The organism is Candidatus Desulfovibrio trichonymphae (assembly GCF_002355955.1).
GTDB lineage: Bacteria > Desulfobacterota > Desulfovibrionia > Desulfovibrionales > Desulfovibrionaceae > Desulfovibrio > Desulfovibrio trichonymphae.
The window spans coordinates 737501-759144 of sequence record NZ_AP017368.1 but is presented as its reverse complement, the minus strand read 5'-3'; the positions used below and the strand labels follow the sequence as shown (position 1 = coordinate 759144).

19 protein-coding genes are annotated in these 21644 nt (G+C 55.0%); 4 read left to right on the top strand and 15 right to left on the bottom strand.

Going from position 1 to position 21644, the window contains the following annotated elements; genetic code table 11:
* Positions 1-125 precede the first annotated feature (125 nt).
* A complete protein-coding gene (locus tag RSDT_RS07680; RefSeq protein ID WP_269457522.1) occupies positions 126-251 on the bottom strand; it encodes a hypothetical protein in 126 nt (41 codons plus the stop codon).
* Here RSDT_RS07680 and RSDT_RS03655 point away from each other — a divergent pair.
* From RSDT_RS03655 to RSDT_RS03640, 3 genes are all read left to right on the top strand, one after another.
* On the top strand, positions 250-2412 hold the full coding sequence (locus tag RSDT_RS03655; RefSeq protein ID WP_096399601.1) for a RelA/SpoT family protein: 2163 nt from the start codon (positions 250-252) through the stop codon (positions 2410-2412). The two genes, RSDT_RS07680 and RSDT_RS03655, sit on opposite strands and share 2 nt — an antisense overlap.
* Before the next feature lie 200 nt (positions 2413-2612).
* Positions 2613-2933 (top strand): chemotaxis protein, encoded by a 321-nt coding sequence (locus RSDT_RS03650; RefSeq protein WP_096400490.1) that lies wholly within the window; start codon positions 2613-2615, stop codon positions 2931-2933.
* Positions 2934-3134: 201 nt separating this feature from the next.
* Complete coding sequence (locus RSDT_RS03640; protein WP_096399599.1) at positions 3135-3989, top strand: tetratricopeptide repeat protein; 855 nt, start codon at positions 3135-3137, stop codon at positions 3987-3989.
* 45 nt (positions 3990-4034) lie between these two features.
* Here the strand turns inward: RSDT_RS03640 and RSDT_RS03635 are convergent, their stop codons facing one another.
* From RSDT_RS03635 to RSDT_RS03590, 10 genes are all read right to left on the bottom strand, one after another.
* Positions 4035-4553 (bottom strand): hypothetical protein, encoded by a 519-nt coding sequence (locus RSDT_RS03635; protein WP_096399598.1) that lies wholly within the window; start codon positions 4551-4553, stop codon positions 4035-4037.
* A gap of 16 nt (positions 4554-4569) precedes the next feature.
* Complete coding sequence (locus tag RSDT_RS03630; RefSeq protein ID WP_096400488.1) at positions 4570-5403, bottom strand: FAD/NAD(P)-binding protein; 834 nt, start codon at positions 5401-5403, stop codon at positions 4570-4572.
* 124 nt (positions 5404-5527) lie between these two features.
* Entirely contained in the window at positions 5528-6589 is a 1062-nt protein-coding gene (locus RSDT_RS03625; protein ID WP_096399597.1) for a 4Fe-4S dicluster domain-containing protein, read from the bottom strand.
* Complete coding sequence (locus RSDT_RS03620) at positions 6586-8034, bottom strand: hydrogenase iron-sulfur subunit (RefSeq protein ID WP_096399596.1); 1449 nt, start codon at positions 8032-8034, stop codon at positions 6586-6588. The genes RSDT_RS03625 and RSDT_RS03620 overlap by 4 nt, the downstream gene beginning before the upstream one ends.
* Positions 8022-9983 (bottom strand): CoB--CoM heterodisulfide reductase iron-sulfur subunit A family protein, encoded by a 1962-nt coding sequence (locus tag RSDT_RS03615; protein ID WP_096399595.1) that lies wholly within the window; start codon positions 9981-9983, stop codon positions 8022-8024. The genes RSDT_RS03620 and RSDT_RS03615 overlap by 13 nt, the downstream gene beginning before the upstream one ends.
* Entirely contained in the window at positions 9980-10864 is an 885-nt protein-coding gene (locus RSDT_RS03610) for a CoB--CoM heterodisulfide reductase iron-sulfur subunit B family protein (RefSeq protein WP_096399594.1), read from the bottom strand. The genes RSDT_RS03615 and RSDT_RS03610 overlap by 4 nt, the downstream gene beginning before the upstream one ends.
* The gene (locus tag RSDT_RS03605) at positions 10861-11445 is read right to left on the bottom strand and encodes a 4Fe-4S dicluster domain-containing protein (protein ID WP_096399593.1); all 585 of its coding nucleotides are present in this window, start codon (positions 11443-11445) and stop codon (positions 10861-10863) included. Before RSDT_RS03605 ends, RSDT_RS03610 begins: the two co-directional genes overlap by 4 nt.
* A 230-nt stretch (positions 11446-11675) precedes the next feature.
* Positions 11676-12125 carry a type II 3-dehydroquinate dehydratase gene (aroQ, locus tag RSDT_RS03600; RefSeq protein WP_096399592.1) on the bottom strand — a complete coding sequence of 150 codons (450 nt, stop codon included), beginning with the start codon at positions 12123-12125 and terminating at the stop codon, positions 11676-11678.
* Entirely contained in the window at positions 12113-13051 is a 939-nt protein-coding gene (locus RSDT_RS03595; protein WP_096399591.1) for a shikimate dehydrogenase family protein, read from the bottom strand. The genes aroQ and RSDT_RS03595 overlap by 13 nt, the downstream gene beginning before the upstream one ends.
* A gap of 429 nt (positions 13052-13480) precedes the next feature.
* Complete coding sequence (locus RSDT_RS03590; RefSeq protein ID WP_096399590.1) at positions 13481-14674, bottom strand: pyridoxal phosphate-dependent aminotransferase; 1194 nt, start codon at positions 14672-14674, stop codon at positions 13481-13483.
* A 208-nt stretch (positions 14675-14882) separates the two neighbouring features.
* Between RSDT_RS03590 and RSDT_RS03585 the strand changes: the two genes are divergently transcribed.
* On the top strand, positions 14883-15311 hold the full coding sequence (locus RSDT_RS03585; RefSeq protein ID WP_096399589.1) for a YbhB/YbcL family Raf kinase inhibitor-like protein: 429 nt from the start codon (positions 14883-14885) through the stop codon (positions 15309-15311).
* A 32-nt stretch (positions 15312-15343) separates the two neighbouring features.
* Here the strand turns inward: RSDT_RS03585 and queD are convergent, their stop codons facing one another.
* Genes queD through RSDT_RS03570 form a run of 4 tightly spaced genes read right to left on the bottom strand, consistent with a single transcriptional unit; the run spans position 15344 to position 21518 of the window.
* Positions 15344-15787, bottom strand: coding sequence for a 6-carboxytetrahydropterin synthase QueD (gene queD, locus RSDT_RS03580; protein WP_096399588.1), 444 nt, complete (start codon positions 15785-15787; stop codon positions 15344-15346).
* Complete coding sequence (locus RSDT_RS07045) at positions 15787-15954, bottom strand: hypothetical protein (RefSeq protein WP_172414408.1); 168 nt, start codon at positions 15952-15954, stop codon at positions 15787-15789. Before RSDT_RS07045 ends, queD begins: the two co-directional genes overlap by 1 nt.
* A 19-nt stretch (positions 15955-15973) precedes the next feature.
* On the bottom strand, positions 15974-19459 hold the full coding sequence (gene dnaE / locus RSDT_RS03575) for a DNA polymerase III subunit alpha (RefSeq protein WP_096399587.1): 3486 nt from the start codon (positions 19457-19459) through the stop codon (positions 15974-15976).
* A 31-nt stretch (positions 19460-19490) separates the two neighbouring features.
* Positions 19491-21518 (bottom strand): cation:proton antiporter domain-containing protein, encoded by a 2028-nt coding sequence (locus RSDT_RS03570; RefSeq protein ID WP_096400486.1) that lies wholly within the window; start codon positions 21516-21518, stop codon positions 19491-19493.
* Positions 21519-21644 lie beyond the last annotated feature (126 nt).

Genomic DNA, 21644 nt, shown 5'->3' with positions numbered 1-21644 from the left:
CTTGTGTGTGGTGAAAACGCACCGCATTTTCGGCTTCCGTGGTCTTTAGGTTGTCCTGATTGAACATCGCAGGATGCAGTGTTGAGCCGGAATTTCAATATGACCCAACAAGACGCTGTGATAAATCAATAAGACATGTTCCAATAAATCAGGTAGGTTGTTTTGTCATTGACAAGCGCGGCCTGTACACCTACATAGTGGCGTCGTGCGCCATATTCATTATTGCGTGGCGTGCGGCGGAGATGCAGCATGGTCCGCATTCAGGAAATCCTTGACGCGGTGGAATCCGCCCATCAGAAGGCCGATCTGGATATGATACGGCGCGCCTATGTTTTTGCCGCAGCCGCCCATGGCGGGCAAACGCGCCTTTCCGGCGAGATCTACCTCTCTCATCCTCTGGCGGTGGCGTACTCCCTTGCGGAAATGGGTTTTGACGAGTCCACTGTGGCCGCCGGTCTTTTGCACGACACAGTGGAAGACACAAAAGTCGACATTGAAGGGATCGACGAGAAATTTGGTGAAGATGTGGCCGACATTGTTGACGGCGTTACCAAGATCAGTCTTATCCCCTTTGAGAATAAAGAAGAAGCCCAGGCCGAGAACATACGCAAGATGATTCTGGCCATGAGTCATGACATGCGTGTGCTCATGGTCAAGCTGGCGGATCGTCTGCACAACATGCGCACGCTCAATTATCAGAAGGCCCTTAAACAACGAAGCATTGCCCAGGAAACTATGGATGTTTACGCTCCGTTGGCCAACCGTCTCGGTCTGTACAGCATGAAGCGCGATCTGGAGGAGTTGAGTTTCAGATATCTGTGGCCGGATATCTATAATCAGATTGACCACTGGCTTGACAGCCATCAGGTAGTGGAAAGGCAGATTATTGACAAGGTGACGGAGCTCATCTGCGGGCTGCTTGTTGCAAACGGCATTCAGGGGCGCGTGTATGGACGCGTCAAGCACATGTTCAGCATATACAAAAAAATGCAGTCCCAATCTCTGACGCTGGATGAAATGCACGACATCATGGCGTTCCGGGTACTCGTTTCCGATATCAAAGACTGCTATGCTGTGCTTGGCCTTGTGCATTCCCCGTGGCGGCCGGTTCACGGGCGCTTCAAGGACTACATTTCCATGCCCAAGGCCAACGGTTACCAGAGTTTGCACACCACGGTCATAGGGCCGGAAGGCGAGCGCATTGAAATTCAGATACGCACGGAAGACATGCACAGACGGGCCGAGCATGGTGTGGCGGCGCACTGGCTTTACAAGGAAAAAGGCCGTATCAATACTAGGGATCTGGAACAGTTTGCTTGGTTGCGGGAAATTTTTGAGCGTCAGAGCGAAGAAACGGATTCACGCGAATTCATGCATTCACTTAAGATGGATCTTTTCAAGGACGAAGTTTACGTCTACACCCCGGCGGGCGACGTCAAGGAACTGCCCGAAGGAGCGACGCCGCTGGACTTCGCTTTTTTTATCCACACCAAGGTGGGTCAGCACTGCGCCGGCATCAAGGTCAACGGTCGTCTTGTTCCGCTGGGCACAAAGCTTAGAAACGGCGATACGGTGGAGGTTATTACAGATCAGGCGCGCAACCCCAACAGGGATTGGCTGAAACTTGTCAAAACAGCCAAAGCGCGCAGCCGCATTCAGCGGTATCTGCGCACGGAGGAACGCGCGCGGGCCATGTCCCTTGGCCGTGAAATGCTGGAGAAAGAGGGACGAAAGGTCAGCCTGAATGTGGGCAAAGCCACGAAGGCCGGGCATCTTGCCCTTGTGGCGCAGGAATTGAATTTTGAGAACGTCTATGAAATGATCGCGGCCATCGGCTACGCCCATCTGACGCCGCGCCGTGTGTTGAACCGGCTTTATGCCGTGCTGCACCCCGACGAGGTTGCGCCTGCGCAGTTTTTGCCCGAAGCCGTCGCCAAAGAATCAAAGAAAGAAATCCGCAAAAATGAGGGCGTGGATATTGCCGGCGTGGACGGCGTGCTGATGCGTTTTGCAAAGTGTTGCAATCCCGTACCCGGCGACCCCATTATCGGCTATATTTCCAGAGGCATGGGCGTGAGCGTTCACCGGGCGGACTGTCCCAATGTGGTCAATATGGAGCCGGAGAGGCTTATTTCTGTCCACTGGAGCGGCGCGGAAGAAAAACCCTACGAAGCCGGCATTTTTATTATTGCGAAAGATGTGCACGGCGTGTTGGCCGATGTGACACTGATTTTTGCCAAAAACAGCGTCAATATCACAGGTCTCAAAATGGACAGGACAGTGGACGGGCGCGCAACCTTGTATTTTACTGTGGAGGTGCGCGACGCAACGCAACTGTATGATCTTATAGAAGTTATACGCGCTGTACCGTCCATTCTGGAGGTGGTGCGCGACGCAGGAGACATGGGTTGATTTATTGTGCTTGCAGCCATGCCGTAGACTAAGCATTGAGCATATGAAGAGCCGAGCATTTTCACTTCCGGTGCGGAAGATGTGTTTCGCCGTTAAAAGCTGCTGCTCATCCAGTCTATAGACTTTTTTAGATGCGTCTGCCCTGTGCAAAAGCAGCCCTGACCTCTTGCGCAATGTCGCGTTTTTGTGTATGCTGCGCCATGTACAATTTTTTCAGACTTTTTTGCCTTGTGCTCGCGTTTCTTTCGCCGGCTGGTTGCGGCCCAAAAGAGATGGGCTCAAGCTTGTCCTCCGATCAGGCAGAAGTCGGCTCCGGCATCATGTCGGAAGATCAGTTGCGTTATCCCGTCATCGGCGCGGGCAACATCGAGCGCACTCTCTACTACTATAACCGTCCAGAAGTCATGGCGCAGCAGCAATTGCGGCGCGCCCAGTTTAACAGGTTGACCGGCAACGCGCCTGATCCTGAAATTCCGGAGTACCGCGCCAAGCCAAAACAACGCAGTCCGTTCAGGCAGTAATATCTGTATGTATCCGTCCATGTAGCCCCATAAACAGAAAGGCAACGGACAGGTGGGCAGGGAAAAGACAAATTTCCCTTGTGCGAATGTGGGGAGTTGCGGGCAAAATTGACAGTTTCGGCCGATTTTTGAGCAGCAGGCGAAGATTTTTTGCTTTTTTTGTTATGAACAGGCACTTTTCCATTCATTTGAGGAGTCATTATGCGTAACATCATGCTTGCGGGTTTTATAGCGGTTGTTCTTTTGCTGGTGTTCGGCCGCCCAAGCTTTGCCGCTGAAAACGCCAAAGATCAACCCGTAACTGTATCGCCGGAAGCCTTATTCGCCACCATGCTGGCGAACGCGGAAAAGGGGCAATCACAGGCCATGCTGAATGTGGGCATGTTCTATGAACAGGGCATAGGTGTGTCCCGCAACTTTTCAAAGGCCCTGGAGTGGTATCAAAACGCCGCCCTTGCCGGAGCGAAGGAAGGCTACCTGCGTGTCGGAGTCTGCTGGGAGATAGGTATGGGGGCCGCCGCGGATATGGATAAAGCTGTCGCCAATTACGACAAGGCCGCGCAGATGGGCATGCCCCAAGCTCAGTATAAGATGGCCTCGTTTTATCTGATGGGACGGGGCGTGCCCAAAAACGGAGCCGCGGGCTTTAATCTGCTCAAGAAAGCCGCTGAGGGCGGCGACGGCGCGGCCGCCAACGAGCTGGCCGTGGCCTACCTAAAAGGCATGTTCGGTCAAAAGGAGGATGCGGCCAAAGCCCGCGAATGGTTTTTGAAAAGCGCGAAGGCCGGCAACTTGGAAGGTGTGAAAAATTTTGCAGTTGCGCTGAAGGACGGCCTGGGCCAAAAACCTGACCCCGCAGCGGCCTTGTGCTGGTATCTGATTGCGCAAAAAGGCGGTCTGCGATCCCCGGACATGAAAGGTATTACGGACGCCCTTAAAAAGAAATTACAGCCGGCCCAGATTATAAAAGCGGAAGAAGAGGCGGACAAATGGCTGGCTGATTTCGCCGCCAGCGCCCGTCAGAAGAGCGCTCAACAGCAAGGGCAGGTCCGCTGAAAAAAAGGATAAAAATTAACTTTGGTCTTACATTTGTTGCAGAAGTTATTTCGCGTTTTTTCCCAACACGTCGAGCAGCAGTGTTTTCGGCTGGTCCGCGCAGCTTTTCAAAAAAGCATTGAGAGTTGCGTCACTCTCAAGCACAGAGGCCGGCTTGCCGCTCTTTTGGCGATTGTAGCCGTCAAGCCATATCACAAAGCCGCTGCCGTCCTCTTCATTGGCGCTGTAGTCCCCACAGGTGGTTTTGTCCGCTCTCCATGGGCTTTCATCAGTGTTGGGCATAGTCTTGCGAATCTCTTGCCAGAACGTGAGCACTTTTTCCGTGGGTTCCGTCTGGCAGGCAAGATACACCTGCTCCAGAAGCAGTGCCATAATTTGCGGATCTGCCACAGTATTGCCTATGGCGGCACTTGCATAGCCATCTATCTGCAGAGCTTCAAACGGTGTTGTCGGCAGGGCCACAAGCTCCGCGCAAATGAAAGCGGCGGGATCAATTTTTTCATCCGCGAGGGCCGGCCCGGTCAGGCTGAAGGCCAGAAAGCAGAGAAGCAGCAGTTTTTTCATCACCTTGCCTTTGTAATTAGAGTTCTTGCGGCAATGCCTGCAACTGATTGAGGGTAAAAACCGGCCCGTCAACACAGATGTAACGGCCTCCAATATTGCAGCGTCCGCATATGCCTATACCGCATTTCATGCGTTTTTCCAGTGTAGTGACAATGTTCTCGGGCGTAAAGCCGAGTTTCTCCAGCGCCTGCAAGGTGAACTTTATCATGACCGGCGGGCCGCAGAGCACGGCGACGCAATTTGTCGAGTCCGGCGCAAGTTTCAGCAGCACATTGGGTATAAGGCCGACTTTGTGCGTCCACCCTTCAAAAGGCGCGTCAATGCACAGGGTGCAGTCAAGATCGGGGTTGTGGAGCCAACCCTCGATTTCACAGCTGTACGCCATGTCGCGCGGTGAGCGCGCGCCGTAGAGCAGGCTTATTTTACCATAGTCCGCCTTGCGTTCCAGCAGATGCAACATGATAACGCGCAACGGCGCTATGCCTATGCCGCCGCCCACAAAAAAAATGTTTTTGCCCCTCCAGTCGCGCCAAGGGAAAAAATTGCCGAGAGGCGCACGCACGCCCACCTTATCACCTGTCGCAAGGCGGTGAATGGCGGCAGTGACCTCGCCAGCCTGCATGACGGAAAATTGCAGATATTCTTTTTGCGAGGGGGGGGAGTTGATTACAAAGGTGGATTCGCCGACGCCAAAGACTGAAAGCTGTCCCACCTGTCCTGGTTCATAATGAAAAGATGCCATGACGGCCGGGTCATCCAGTACAACGCGCAATGTTTTAATAGCGGTCGTCTCGTGAATGACTTCCGTCACTGTGGCGACAGCCGGCTTATACGGGTTGCCGCCCGGCATGGGTCTGTCGGAGCAGTTGCGGACAGCGTTCTTGGGCAGAGGCTCGGCGGCTCCGGCGCTTTTTATTTTTTTTGTAGCCACGTAGTGCTCCTCTTGCTGTTTGAGGCGTAAGACGACTCACCCGTCACCCGGCATTGTTAAGCGCGGTAAGAACTATGGCGCGAATGTCCAGGCTGACGGGGCAGTTGCTGATGCATCTTCCGCAGCCGCTGCAGGAAAATGTTCCCCAGTTTTCGGGATATGTTGAAAATTTGTGTGAAATGCGGTTGCGCATGCGCGGCATTTTGCGCATGCGCGGGTTGTGTCCGCTCGCCTCGTGCGTAAAAAGAGAAGACATGCAGTTGTCCCAACTGCGCAGACGGCGGCCGCCGTGCACGCCAAAGCCGTCGCCTTCGTCAGTAATGTTGAAGCAATAACAGGCCGGGCAAAAATAGGTGCATGCTCCGCAGGCAAGGCAGGCGGACGTCTGTCTCTGCCAGAAATCATCGTTGCCGAACAACGCCGCAATTTTTTGCGGCACCTGCTTGAGATCAGGGGCAGGCGCAAGGCTGGCCCATGCGGCTTTACGCACCGCTTCCGCCCTGGGAAAGACATCTTTGCCGTCAGGGAGGTCGCAGTCCTTCAAGAGCGTTTCCCCTGCAGGGCTTATGGCTTGCAGCATAAGGGCCTCTTCAATTTTCGTCATCAGAACGTCCGAGCCTTCAGGCGAGGAAGGGCCGCCGCCAACCCAGTGGCAAAAACAGGTGTTGCAGCCGCTGGAACAGGTTATGGTGAAGACGGTGAGGCTTTCTCTTCTGGCTTTATAGTAAGGGTCTGCAAAGAGGCCGTTGAGAAAAGGGCGGTCCAGCACGCGGAAGCCGCGTGCGTCGCAAGGGCGGCAGGCAAAAATCACAGTGGACAATGCTTCAGGCGTATCGTCAAGGCTGACTGTGATATCGCCCAGGTCTTCCTGATTTTTGCTTTTTTTATAGGTCAGCAGGGTTTCGCACTGGGGCAGCACAGCCTCTTTGGGCGGCACTGTGGCTTTTTCCAGAACAACAGGCATGCCCGCGCGCCAAGGTTCAAAGATCACCGAGCGCTTGTTGGCCGATTTCACAACAGGAACCAGCACGCGATGGTGTTTTTGGGAGAGAAAAGAGAGAAAGGCGGGTAGACCGTCTGACGTCAGAATGCGTAAGGTGCTCATTTCCAGTCCCTTTCATGGATATTTTTTTCATGTGCTTCGTAACCCAGCAGGGGCGGCAAGGCGGCAGGATCAAGACCTGCCTTGTAGTCGTCAAAAAGCTGAGCGACGGCGCGGGCTATCTGCTGGCGTAGAGCAAGAATGGGAATGCCCACAGGGCAGGCCCGCTGGCATTCGCCACAGCCGGTGCATCGCCCGGACAGATGCAGGGCGTGGATGGTCTGGAAAAAGAGTTTCTGCTTGATATCGGCATCCTGGCTCATCCAATGCGGGTCACGGCTGTCCGAAACGCAGTAGTCGCGGCAGACGCACATGGGGCAGGCGTTGCGGCAGGCGTAACAGCGCAGACAGCGCTCCATTTGCCCGCGCCAGAAGGCCATGCGTTCGGAAAGCGCCATATCGTCCAGCATGGCCAGTTCCGGCGGTACAGACGAGCCGGGATTCACCTTATGCGGCTCGCCAAGGCGGGTGTCTGCCAGTACGGCCATCGGCGTCGCGCACCCGTAGCACTTGCCTTGGGCAAAGTCATTCATGCAGAAACGGTGTTCCTTTCCGTCGGCCGTGATGGTGACGCCGGCCTCGTCATAGGCGACAGCGTTTATTCGGGTATAGCGACCGAGTTTTTCGTTGACGCGCGCTATGTCAAGCGTGCCTTCACACGGCAGGGCAAAAATGAGCACATCCTCACGTTTGATCAGATTTTCCTGCAATAGTTCCACGACAGAGCGGGAATCGCAGCCCTTGACGACAACGCCTGTTTTTTTCCCTTTGAACAGGGGCAGATATACAGCGGGGTTCATGACGTTGAAGGGGCCCCAAGACAATTTATCCACATCTTCTGGAGTTTTCATGAAAAGCGGCGTCGCATGCGCGCCGTCATAGCCCTGTTGCCAGCCTATCACGCAGTTAAGTTCCGGCAGCTTGTCTTTAATAGCCTGTTTCAGTTCGTTGACAGCGGCATTTTGAGCTGTGCCGAGCGGCCGCAGAGCTGTCAGCGCCATATCGGCAACCCTGAGCAGCGGCTTGGCGTCATTAAAATGGGGTGCCGGGCCCATCGCGTGGATGCGCTTTGTAAAGCTGGTGACAACATGCTGCCAGCGCTGTCCTTCAGAAGCTGAAACCCAGGCGTACTCAAAGCGCGCGTTATCAATGCCGAGTACGGGAAGAAAGCGCTTGAGCACCTCTAGGCGGCGGCGTGCGTAAAAATTGCCGGCGGCATAATGGCAGTCACGGGGGTGGCAGCCTGAGACCAGCACGCCGTCCGCGCCTTCAAGCAGCGCTTTGACAACAAAAAGCGGGTTAACGCGGCCGGAACAGGGGACGCGGATGATGCGCAAATCTGTCGGCTGCCCGGCGCGGGCCACACCGGCAGTATCCGCGCCGCCGTAAGAACACCAGTTGCAGAGGAAACCCACAAGCCGCAATTCTTTGCTGTTCAGCACCGGCATAGCGCGTTCACCTCCGCAAGAATCTGGTTGTCAGTGGCATGTGAAAGCTGCACAGCGCCTTGGGGACAGGTTGATGTGCACAGACCACAGCCTTGGCAGACAGTTTCAATGACATCCGTTTTGATCTCTCCCCGTATGGTCGTTTCCTTGAGGGCGCCGAAGGGGCAGCAGCGAATGCACTTGCCGCATCCGACGCAACGGCGTGTGTCAACCTGGGCTGTCTGCGGGTCATTCTCCAGACGGTCGCGTGCAAAGAGGGCAAGCACTTTGGCTGCTGTTGCGGAACCTTGGGCCACCGAGGCCGGGATGTCTTTCGCGCCCTGACACACGCCGGCCAGAAACACTCCGGCTGTGTTGGTTTCCACCGGTTTGAGCTTAACGTGACTTTCCATAAAAAAGCCGTAATTGTCGTAGGAGATGCGCAGTTTTTCCGCAAGTGCCGCCGCGCCCCGGCTGGCCTCTATACCGACGGCCAGAACTACAATGTCCGCTTTTATTTCAACAGGACGACCGAGCAGCGTATCAACGCCCATGACGACGTAGGCGCCCTCTCCGTCAGGGTAAACGGCGGATACGCGCCCGCGTATGTACTCAACGCCGTATTCCTCAACAGCGCGGCGGGTAAATTCGTCATAGAGCTTGCCAGGCGCGCGTATGTCCATATAAAAGACGTACGATTGGGAAAGCGGCAGGTGATCCTTTGTCAGCACCGCCTGCTTTGCCGTGTACATGCAGCAGAAGCCGGAACAGTAGGGGCGGCCGACAGATTTGTCGCGTGAACCCACGCATTGGATAAAAACGACGTGTTTCGGCTCCAGACCGTCAGAGGGGCGTCTGATATGCCCGCCGGTGGGGCCAGAGGTTGAAAGAAGTCGCTCGTACTGCAGAGAAGTTATCACGTCCGGGTATTGTCCGCCGCCGTATTCTCGGTACACTGTCCAGTCCATAAGGTCATAGCCCGTGGCCGCGATAATGCAGCCCACTTCTTCAGTGACGACGTCGTCCTGCATGTCGTAGACAACAGCGCCGGTAGGGCAGGTTTTGGCGCAGATGCCACACTTGCCTTTGGTAAGCTGACGGCAGTGTTCGGCACTGATGACGGCCTTTTTGGGAATGGCTTGCGGAAAGGGAATGTTGATGGCTGTTGTGACGCCGGTCAATTCATTAAAAGCGTCCGGCGTTTTTTTACTGGGGCATTTTTCGCTGCACACCCCGCAGCCTGTGCATTTCTCCCAGTTGACATAGGTGGCGCGCTTGTGGATTTTGACTGTAAAATTGCCTATATATCCTGAAATATCTTCAAGTTCGGAATATGTGTACAGGGTGATGTTGGGGTGCTGAGCCACATCCACCATTTTTGGGCCAAGAATGCAGGCTGAACAGTCCACTGTGGGAAAGGTTTTGTCGAGTTTTGCCATCTTGCCGCCGATGGTTGACTCCCGCTCCAGCAGAATAACAGGAACGCCTCCGTCAGCGCAGTCGAGCGCCGCCTGAATGCCGGCGACGCCGCCGCCTACAATCAACACTTTTTTGTTGGCTTCAAAGGACTTCGCCACAAGAGGCCGGTTGTTGCGCAGCTTGGCAAGGGCCATTTTCACCAGTTCCGCGGCCTTGTTGGTGTTGGCGTCCCTGTCTTTGCCGATCCAGGAAACATGCTCGCGAATGTTAGCCATTTCAAACATATAACGGTTCAGACCAGCCCGTTCCACCGTGTGGCGGAATGTGGGCTCATGTATGCGCGGACTGCATGATGCCACAACAACGCCGTCGAGCCTGTGGTCATGGATGGCGGCCTCAATGGCTACCTGACCAGGTTCGGCGCAGGTATACATGGGGTCTGTCGCGTAGACGACATCGGGAAAGCCTGTGGATATTTCGGCCACTCTGGCGCAGTCAACAGTACCGGCGATATTGCTGCCGCAGTGGCAGATAAAAACGCCTATTCTCATGATCTGCCTCCTTCAGCCTCAAGTTTGCGCAGCAGGCTGTCAGCGCTGACGCGGAGTTTTTCCAGACCGAGCGCCGTAGGGGACAGGCCGAACGCGAGGCCCATTATCTGTGTAAAATAGAGTACGGGCATGTTGAAGAAGGCATCGACAGCCTTTGCGGCCTGCGGCTGGCGCAGATCCAGATTCATCTGGCAGAGCGGACAAGCCACAGCGACGGCGTCAGCCTGCATACAGGCGGCGAGCTTGAGAATACGGCCGGAAAGGCGTGCCGTCACAGCCCGTTCAGGTATGCCGTACGATGCGCCGCAACAGACTGTTTTGAGTGGAAAATTTAACATTTCCGCGCCACATGCCGTAAGCAGGTTCTCCATGAGAGACGGGTTTTCCGGGTCGCCGAAATCCATGAGCTTGGCAGGGCGGCTCATCAGACAGCCGTAATAGGCGGCCAGCTTCAGTCCCTTGAGGTTTTTACGAATGTGTTTTGCAATGCCGTTTACATCACAGTGCGCGGCTATGCCCTGCATGACAGATGTGACGGCAGGGAAATTGCCGGCTGCGGGGTTGTCCAGCAGCGCGTCAACACGGGCGCGAAATTCAGGTTTTTCCAAGCGATTTGCCGCGTGCTTCAGGTTGGAAAGACAGCTCGGACAGGGCGTCAGCAGCATTTTCGCCCCCTGCCGCGCAGCGATGTCCAGATTGCGGGCGCAAAGCGCGGCTGACAGTTCCGTGTCGACAGCATGGGCCGGCGTTGAACCGCAGCAGTTCCAGTCCGACATTTCAACAAGAGTCAAGCCAAGAACATCGCACACGGCCTGCGTGGATTTTTCGTAGTCCGCTGACGAGCCCTTGGCCGAGCAACCGGGATAGTAGGCATATGTCATGGGCGCACCCCCTCATGCACGGCGCGCTCTTTATAGCGTCGCATGATGCGGGCTACAGCGGCGGCGCCGCCGTGAGGGACGACATGAGGCCTAAAGCCGAGTTTTTTCTTTTTAAGGGCGACCGGCACGAGGTCAAGGTCTGTGAAAACGCGCAATGAACGCAGCATATACAGCGCCATGGTGCCGATTTCATAGGCGCGTCCGAAGGCGCGCACGGTGTCGAGAAAGGAAAGCCAGAAATTTTCCACTTTGGGTGCCGTCACCCTATTTCCCCTGCGGGCCATATGCCTGAGTGTCTCCATAACCGCCGCAACATCAATGTCGTTTGGACAGCGCAACGAGCATGTGGAACAGGACAGACACATCCAGACAGAGCGCGAGCCAAGCGCTTCATCTTTCAGGCCAAGCTGCACGGCGCGCATGATCTGGTTGACCTGACGGTCATAAACAAATCCGGCGGGGCAGCCTGCGGTGCAGTTGCCGCACTGGTAGCAGTCTGACATTTTCTGGCCGCTTTGCGCCTCCACATCCTTTGTAAAAGCCGCATCGCGCATTCGGCTCAGGTTGTTGGCGTCGTTCATGGCAACTTTCCGGTTGGAGGCTGAGGGTTCTTTACTGTATGATTCTTAAAAATCAGGGTGAGTACTTGATAACGTATAGTAAAAATTCAAAGGTGACGTAAAGTCAAAATTGTATGAAAATTAAAAAATGCCGATAGTTGTGTTTCCCTGTCCGCCACGGAAGACAGGAAGCAGATCGTACTGGTTGCGGTGTCAAACTATTTTTATATTCAGCGGGGTTACGGCTTTTTTTATGCCGGGCGGGTGGTTGCCGCTATTTCCGCAACGGCCCGCAGGGCAAGAAGATAGCTTGCAACGCCGAAACCGGCTATGCTGCCTGAACAGACGGGTGCAAGAACAGACCGCCGTCTGAACGGCTCTCGCGCGTGTATGTTGGACATGTGCACTTCCACCACGGGCACGCGAAGAATGCCGAGAGCGTCCATAATGGCATAGCTGTAGTGCGTCCACGCGCCGGCGTTGAACACCGCGCCGTCAATGTCGCCCGCTGACGCCAGATGTATGCGCTCCACCATCTCGCCTTCATGATTTGTCTGAAAAAAACTGATTTCGACGTCAAGTTCATTGGCCAGTGCGGCGAGCCGCGCGTTGATTTCTTCTAGGGTGACTGTGCCGTAGTGGGCCGGGTCGCGTTTGCCGAGCATGTTCAGGTTGACGCCATGCAGTATCAGGATATGCATACAGGTCTCGCGGAGTAAGAAGTGGGGTTCGGCGGATCAGTGTTGTCTTGTCGGCGCGCTTCAGCCGGGATCGCGCCGCCGAGTGCCGCCCTGAGCCTGTCAAAGGCAAGCGGTGGCAGAGGCCGGCCTGTCCAGAGCTGGAACTGCGCATCTGCCTGACCAGCAAACATGGCAAGCCCGGAAACACAAAGCCGCCCTGCCAGCCGGGCTTCGCGCAGGAAGCGCGTTTCAAGTGGGTTGTATACAATATCGTAGGCTATGACAGGCATGCCGTCGGCGGGCCGCCCAGCCAAGGTGAAGTCAAAGGGCGTTTCTTTTTCATACTTGCCGCGCATGCCGAGAGGCGTGGCGTTGATAACCAGATGTGTCAGCAGATCGTGCCGGTCCTTCCAGAGCACGGGGGTGCAGGCAAAGCGTTCTGTCAGGGGCAGGTGGGAACGATCTGACGGTGTCGCTGCGAAAACGCGGCGTGCGCGCCGCAGCGAGAGAGCCGCCGCCGCCGCGTGGGCCGCGCCTCCGGCACCCAGAATCAGCGCGTTCATATTTTCAAGAGGGCTGTCGGCCAGCGGCTGCAGAAAGCCGGCAATGTCCGTATTCTCGCCGCACAGAACCTTGCCTTGCCGGTAAATGGTGTTGACGGAGCCTGTCAGGCGGGCCTGCTCGCTGACGCTGTCAAGCATGGGAAGCAGCGCCATTTTGTGCGGAATAGTTATCGAACAGCCTTGAACGTCAATCAACCGCACGCTCTCCACAAAATGACACAGGCGATCAGGCGGTATTTCCCACCGCATGTATGCAGCGGGAATTCCCAGCTCCTGAAAGCCGGTATTATGCAGCAGGGGGGAAAAGCTCTGGGCCAGAGGCCAGCCGGCAACGCCGTAGAGCGTCGCGGGCATGAACAATGCCGGTTGTCTGGCAGGGGGCATAGACACTCCGGGGTGGTGTGGTAAGGACAGCGGCGTCTGTCTGAATATCTAAAAATTCTGTCATGGGCAAGTGGTCGGCAAATTATGCCTGCCTACAGTGTTTTCCGCCGTCAGGAGCGCTTCAGCTGAATCCAAGCTGAAGCGGACTGGTCCGCTGCTGTCATAATCTCGCTGTTTGACTGGCATCCGTCTGATTCAGCCACCATTCGCCCAAGTGCGCCTGTGTGGTGCAGATCAGAATACTGGATATCCTGATGCTTGAAGGCGCGTGTTGATGTTGTCCACGTTGTTTGTGATCACCTGTGTGCCTTCGCTTATGCCCTTCATGTTTGTGGGCCGATATAGAGTGCGGGATTCATGGTGCGCTCTCCGGAACCTGCCTGTCAGTGACGGACAGACCTGCAAAAAGTGCAGATCGTGCCAGAACGCTCAGCCCTCGACGCGTTCGCGTGCTTTTGTAAAACTACCGCCTGCCTTGCGGATGACCCTTTCATCCACACAAAAGGCCAGTCTGAAGTAACCGGAGCAGCCGAAACCGGTGCCCGGCACGGCCAGCACGCGTTCCTCCTGCAGCATGTTGACAAAGGCCACGTCATCGCCGCCCGGCGCTTTTGGGAAAAAGTAGAAGGCGCCAGCCGGCATTTGAAATTCGTATCCGGCATTTTCCAGAATTTCGGCCATGGCCTTGCGTCGTGCGGCATAGACGGAAATGTCCACCTGACTGCCCAGAGTGGCGGCCGTGATATGCTGCCCTATGACCGGAGGGTTCACAAAGCCGAGAATGCGATTTGTCAGCGTCAGCGCTGCTATGAGTACGCCCCTTTCCTCAAGCAGGGGCGAGACGGCCACATAGCCCACGCGTTCCCCCGGCAGCGAGAGATTTTTTGAAAAGGAGCTTATGCACACTGCGTGCGGGTAGAGCGGCAGGATTGAGACGGGTGTTGTTCCGTCATAGGCCAGAAAGCGGTAAGGTTCGTCCGAGACAAGCCATACGGGCCGGCCGTATTCCTGGCTTTTTCTTTCCAGCAGGCGTATCAGGGCGGCGATGTCGTCACGGCTGTAGATGACGCCTGTGGGGTTGTTCGGCGAGTTGATCAGTACAACGCGCGTATCGGGGCTGACGGCCTGTTCAAGCGCCTGGACATTCGGCGCGAATGTGTCTTGCTGGCTCATGACGGCCCTGAATTTTCCGCCGTGATTTGAGGTATAAAAGCAATATTCCACAAAATATGGAGCAAAACAAAGCACCTCATCTCCGGGGTTCAGCACCGCTCGAAAAAAAGCGTTCAGACCCCCTGCTGCGCCGCAGCTTAAAATTACATCGTCGGCCGTCAGGGTGAGGCCGTGTTCCCCGCTCAGGTGCGCGGCCAGTTTTTCGCGCGCCCAGTCAAAACCGCCGTTGGGCATGTACCCGAAGGCAAAAGGTTCTTCCGCGTGTGCGGCGAGGTCGCGCAGCGCACGGGCTACGGCGGGCGGCGCGGGAAGATCGGGGTTGCCCAGACTGAAGTCATACACATTGTCCGCGCCGAAACGCGCCTTGAGCTTCCCGCCCGCTTCAAACATGCGGCGTATCCAGGATGCGTTTTTGAGCAATGTATTTACGTTGTTTGCAAGTATGGACATAATGTCTCCTGTGCAACCGAATAAAAAATTGTAACATACTAAAATAACATGGCTTTCTAAAAAGTTTTTAAATTTATCTTGCTATTGCAATATGTTGTCGAGTTCATTCGATTGCCCTATAATGTCTCCCGGTTCTTGTTGTGTTCACGATGCCTATGGGGTATACTTCTGAAATGCTGCAGAGCGCAATTGTTACTGGAGGTTCCGGATGTGGGTAAAAAATATCAGGCACAATATACGGATGCTGGCACCGCTGCTGATTGTTCTTTTTTTGCAGGCCTGCGCTGCCAGAGATGCCGACGACAGCACTGCAGGCATGACTGTTTCTGTTTCGTTGCAGAATGTGCACCGCTGTTCGCGGATTTCCCCTGAAATTGTTATCGCTGATGCGCCGCGCGATACGGATCATTTTGATGTGCGTCTGGTGGAATACGGGGAGGAAGAGCGTTTTTTCGGCGGCGGCTCCTGGCCGGATGACGGTTCGGGCGTCATCCCGGAAGGCGCGCTGACGAAGCATTATCGCGGGCCTTGTCCGCCGGCCGGCAAGGACAGAAAGTACGCCTTTATCATCTCGGCGATGAGTAAGGACAGCGTTCAGCCCACAGCAGTGCGCCTGTATCATTTTACGCAGGAATAACCACTGTTGCAGTCTGCCCGGACCGAGCTGTATTAACTGGGCATGGACGGCGTGTCGGATTCTCCGTTCTCTTGAATCTCCATATAAGTGGCGCTCTGTGCGCTTTTTTCCGATACGCTCACGCTAACGAGGCGCACTGCCGCCGCTTGCCGGTCAGGATGACCGGCAAGATGCGCGGCAACAGTTTGCCAGATATAACGGGAAAGATTTTCGGAAGAAGGATTGACAGCATCAAATGGCGGCGTCTGATTGAGAGTATGATGATCAAGATCTTCCAAAACGTCTTTCAACACGTTTTTGAGCGTTTTGAAATCCAGAAGCAGGCTTGTGTCCGGAGTGAGACATCGGCCCTCCACAGTCACCTCCACCGCAAAATTATGACCGTGAAGATTTTCACACTTGCCTTCATATCCGCGCAACGCATGCCCCGCCGAAAATTCATCGCGCACGGTAAGACGCCAGAGTGAGCGAGCCATCAGGACACAATCCGGTAGACGACAAAAGCCGAAAGAACCACTGCAATAATCGCAAGCACAGTACACGCGTTCTGATTCCAAGCAAAACCGGAGCGTTTCTCATTTTGAAGAACATCGTCCGTGGAAGGGACGGCGAAAAAATCTTTCAGCCCGGAGTTCCAGGACATGACCGCTCCAATGCGCCCGTTATAATGCCCAGTCCGCCAGCGCCTTTTCCAGTTCTGGTCCGGGACGAACTTTCAATGTGTCGTCAAGGCGCAACAGGCATTGACAACTCTCCAGAACAACAGTGGCTTTTGTCTCAACCGTCCCCGGGTGACTGACAAGAATGTTTTTCAAAGCCAGCATATCCTCACCGTCCATACGATGGGGCGGTATCTGAATACAAACGGGTTCCTCACTCTGACGGCAGAAATCGTCCAGCAGACACGCGCCCTGCCCCATGAGCCTGAGTTCAAGGGGCGCGGCTTCCGAGTCCTCTTCCGCAGACGGCTCTCCGCCCGGCGTGTCCGGCCGGTTCTTCAGTCTGGCCGTGAGACACAGCAACTGCCCTTCCTGCACAATATCCCTGACCCGCGCGTACACGTCAGAATAAAAAACTACTTCGGCATGGCCGGTCATGTCTTCGACCTGCACAATGGCCATTGTCTCGCCCCGTGATTTTGTCACAGTCTTTCTTACGCCGACAACCAGCACGGCGCAGGAAAATGCCGCACCGGGGAATTTTTCCCGCGCGTCGTCAAGCGTCGTCAACCTGAGCCTGCGCAGATCACGGTAATACGGCTGCAGAGGATGCCCGGTCAAAAAAAAGCCCAGCGATTCCTTCTCGCCTTTCAGCTTACTGTCGTCGTCCATTTCCGGCAGCGCTTCCTCGGGGCAGTCAAAACCGACGCCTGATTGCCGAACGGCCTCCGTGACCGGCGCCATACTGAGCAGGGACACCTGATTGGACTGCTTCTCCCTGTTTTTTTTCTGCGCACGGGCTGTTGCGGTCTCCAGCACGGCCAGCAGGCCTGCCCTCGTCACGGCAAAGCAGCCGCAGGCGCCGCCTTTGATCAGAGATTCCAAAACCCTTTTCGTTACTTTGCGCAAATTGACGCGGCAGCAAAGATCAAAAAACGAGATGAATTCTCCGTCCTGCTCGCGAGCATCCACTATTTCGCGCAGGGCTTCATCCCCGGCATTCTTGATGCCGCCCAGCCCGAAGACCACCTTGCCCCCGCGCGCCGTAAACGCCCTCTGACTTTCATTGACCGAAGGCGGCAGCACGTCAATGCCCATATCTTTGCAGCAGGCGATATATTTGAGCAATTTTTCCTGATTGCCCATTTCTGAAGTGAGCAGCGCCGCCATAAATTCCACTTTATAATGCGTCTTGAGATAGGCGGTGTGGTAAGAAATCAGCGCATACGCCGCGGAATGGGATTTATTGAAACCATATTCCGCAAATGTTTCCATCAGGTTGAAAATTTCATTGGCCTTTCTCTTGTCTATGCCGTTCTTTTCTGCGCCGTCCACAAAGGTCTTGCGCTCTTTCGCCATGACCTCGACTTTTTTCTTGCCCATGGCCCGCCGCAGAATATCGGCCCCGCCCAAGGTATACCCCGCTATTATTCGGCCGATTTGCATAACCTGTTCCTGATAGACAATAACCCCGTACGTGTCGCGCAGGCATTCCTTCAGCAAATCATGCGGGTACGCCACAGCCGTCTGGCCGTGTTTGCGCTTGATAAATTCCTCCACCATGCCTGTTTTTAACGGACCCGGCCTGTACAGGGCCAGCATTGCGATAATGTCTTCAAAACAGGAGGGTTTGAGCTGGCGCAAATATTCCCGCATGCCGGAGCTTTCCACCTGGAACACTCCGTCCGTGTCTCCGCGTGAATACAATTCATATGTTGCCGCGTCGGTCAGCGGCAGATCGTCCAAATCCGGCGGCGCATTGCCTTGTAGGCGTATATTGTCCAGCGTGTCATTGATCAGCGTCATGGTCTTGAGACCAAGAAAATCAAATTTGACAAGGCCCACTTCTTCCACCATGGGCCCGTCAAACTGGGTCACCAACTCGCCCCGCTTACCCCTGTACAGCGGCAGGTATTCCTCCATGGGTTTGTCTGAAACAACAAGGCCGGCCGCATGCGTGGATGCGTGACGAGCCAGCCCTTCCAGACGCAAGGATGTATTAACAAGTTTTTGTATCCGCGGGTCGGATTCATAGAGCTTTTTCAGCTCCGGCTCTATGTCCAGCGCTTTCTGAACGGTCATTTTGAGCTCTTCGGGAATCAGCTTTGCGATGCGGTCTGTCTCGGCAAAGCTCATGCCGATCGCACGCCCCACATCCCGCACCGCCGCCCTAGCCTTCATGGTACCGAAGGTTGTTATCTGGGCGACGGCTCCTTTTCCGTATGTGTCCACCATATGGCGTATTACGTCCGAACGGCGTCGTTCACAAAAATCAACGTCGATATCCGGCAGGGAGACCCGTTCACTGTTTAAAAAACGTTCAAACAACAGACTGTATGGCAGGGGATCAATATTGGTGATGCGCAACGCCCACGCAGCGATGGAACCAGTCGCCGAGCCGCGCCCTGGGCCCACGGGCACGTCGTGTTCTTTCGCCCAGTTGATAAATTCCTGCACTATCAAAAAATACCCTGAAAAGCCCGCCTGAAGAATAACGTCAAGCTCGTGCCGCAAACGCATCCGGTATGCTTCACAGTCAATGCGGTCACGCTCCGGATGTTTTTCTAGGCGTTTTTCCAGTCCCGCGGCGGCCAGACGCTCAAGTTCCGATTCCATGCCGGCCCCTTCGGGCAGCTTGTAAACCGGAAAATAATGGCGCCCAAGATCAAGTTCAACAGAGCAAGATTCCGCGATGCGCACAGTGTTTGCCAGAGCCTCCGGAGTGTCGGCAAAATCTTTTTCCATTTCCTCCACAGATTTGTAATACAGCTCACGGGACTCAAAACGTCGGCGTTTGGGATCGTCCACAGTGGTCTGGCTCTGTATGCAGAGCAGCACGTCATGGGCTTCGACATCGTCCGCGTTCAAATAATGGCAGTCGTTCGTGGCGACAAGGGGCAAATCCGTCGTTTCGGCCAGTTCCCGCAGGCCGACATTGATCTTCTTCTGCACGGCAAGTCCGTTGGCCTGTAATTCCAGATAAAAGCGATCCGGGTAAATTTCGGCGTATTCTCTGGCCAGGCTCAAAGCTCTGTCCATATCTCCCGCTGCGACAGCGCGCGGGATTTCCCCGGCCATGCATGCGGAAAGACAGAGCATACCCTCAGAATAACGGCGCAGCAGAGCCTTATCCACACGCGGCTTGTAGTAAAAACCATCCAGAGAAGCGCGTGTTACAAGCTTGATAAGATTATGGTAGCCTGTGTCGTTCTGCGCCAAAAGAATCAAATGAAAACGTTTTCGCGCCTGTTCCGGGCTTTTGTCAGTATGGTCGCGACAAATATAGACTTCGCAGCCTATGATCGCTTTGAGTCCAAATTCGCGGCAGGCAAGGTAAAAACGGGGCACGCTGAACAAATTGCCGTGATCGGTAACGGCACATGCGGGCATTCTGAAATCTTTGGCGCGGGCGCAGAGGTCTTTGATTCTTATGGCGCCGTCCAGAAGACTGTATTCAGTATGGCAGTGTAAATGGATAAAATCTGACATGGCAAAAGCATACCTTTTTGTTGCTTCGGATTCAAGATGCGACGCTTGTCCCGATTTTCCCCGACGTCACGCGTGCGCCGCCTTTAGACCCCGCAAACAATGGCCTGACAGTGTAAAGCCTGTCTGTCTGCCCGAACAGATACACAATATCGTCCGCTTCAAAATGCGTGTCCGGTCCGGGCGAGGCATCGACAGTGCCCTGACGGTGTATTGCTATCACCGTCACGCCATATTTTTTCCGCAAGGCGCATTCCGCAAGGCTTGCCGCGCAAAGCGGCGAGTCCGCGGCAAGGCGTATGGTCTGCACGCCCATGTCCGGCAGGCGGTGAGCAACCATGTCCAGCGGGTTGACTGTGACTGCAAGACGACGAAGCAAGCGGTAATTCTCCTGCCGGAACCGGGCTGCAAAATTGTCTATATCTTGGCTTGGAACCAAATATTGCGTGAGGACGCGGCTGAAAACCTCAATGGAGGTTTCAAATTCCTCGGCAATAACGTCATTGGCCCCCAAGTTCCGCAACGGGCCGATTTCCGTCACAAAACGCGTGCGCGCCACGATATGCAGATTGGGGTTCATGCGCCGCGCCTCAATGGTAATGGCGCGCACGGCGGACGGATCTGAAATAATGATCGCTAAAACGCGGGCTTTTTCCGCACACAGATATTCCAGCACCACAGGCTGGGAGGCGTCGCCATGGGTTATAGGCTCTTTGCCTTGGTAACGATTGACGGTTTCCGGATTCATTTCCAGAATGATATATGGAATGGACAATTCACGTGCCGCCTGGGCCAAATGTTTGCCGCTCAGGCCAAAGCCAACGATAATCAGATGGTCTTCCAGAGAACAGCCGGATGTTTCTTCCGCTCCGCCTTTCCGCGCAGCCTGTGTTTTACCGCATCCGGCCGCCGCCAGGGCAGCCAGCCTGGGGGCCGCAGCAATCAGCCCGGGCGTGAGCATCATCGTCAGCACGCTTACGCCGAGAAAAAATTGGTACTCGTACATGTCAAGCAGATCCGCCTTCATGCCGGATGCGGCCAGCACAAAAGAAAATTCGCCCACCTGCGCAAGCGTAAGCGACGCGATAAGGCCTGTTCGCAGGGGGTAGCCCTGCATCAGCACGGACGGAAGCGTCAACAGCGCTTTAACTATAATAAACAGCGCCGTTATGAGGATAATGGAAAAAAAATGATCATTAAAAAAATCCAGATTCAGCATCATGCCGACGGAAATGAAAAAAAGGCTCATGAACACGTCGCGGTAAGGCAGAATGCCGGCAATAACGCTCATGCTGTATTGTGAACGGGCGAGCATGAGACCTGCCAAAAAAGCTCCCAGAGAAAGGGAAAGCCCCAAGGAGCTCGTCAGCAGCGCCATGCCCATACACAGCCCGAGCGTCGTCAGGAGCAGAATTTCCCGCGTGCGGACGCGCACCACAACTTCCATCAGTCTGTGCAAACCATAGCGGGCAAAAAGCAGCACGCCGCCCAGCACTGCCCCAACCTGCAGCACGGAAAAAAGAGCATTCTTGAAAGAAAGCTCCAGAATTCCCGCAAGCAGAGGCACGCCAAGCATCATGGGCGCCACCATAATGTCCTGAAAAACCAGGATGGCCAAGGACAATCTGCCGGCAGGCGTGCTGGTTGCGGCGCGCTCCTGCATGATGCGCAGCACAATGGCGGATGAGGAGAGAGCTGCAAGACATCCCCAGAAAACTCCCTTTTGCCAGGAAAGTCCATACAGCTTCACCAGGCCTGCCACCGCCAGCACCGTCAGGCCGAGCTGAAGCCCCCCTCCCAGAAAAACAGGTCGCTTCAGCCGATTCAGCGCGTCCCCGGACAGTTCCATGCCGATGGTAAAAAGGAGCATGGCCACGCCGATCTCCGCAACATGACCGATGCCTGTCCTGTCCTGAATAATGCCCAACAGCGAAGGGCCGCAAAGCACCCCTGTAAGTAAGAAACCCACCGTGGTCGGCAGCTTCATCTTATTGCAGGCGATGGTCACCCCAATGGAGAGCAAAAAAAGAATCACAATGTCATACAGCCAAGGGATATCCACCAGCGCCTCCATCAAAAAATAAAAATAGCATTTGGCAGTGCCCTGCGCAAGACTTCACACAGCGTTCTGAAGCGGCATTTTTGAGTATCATGCCGTATTGTGTAAGAAATTCTTTCTTTGTTTTGT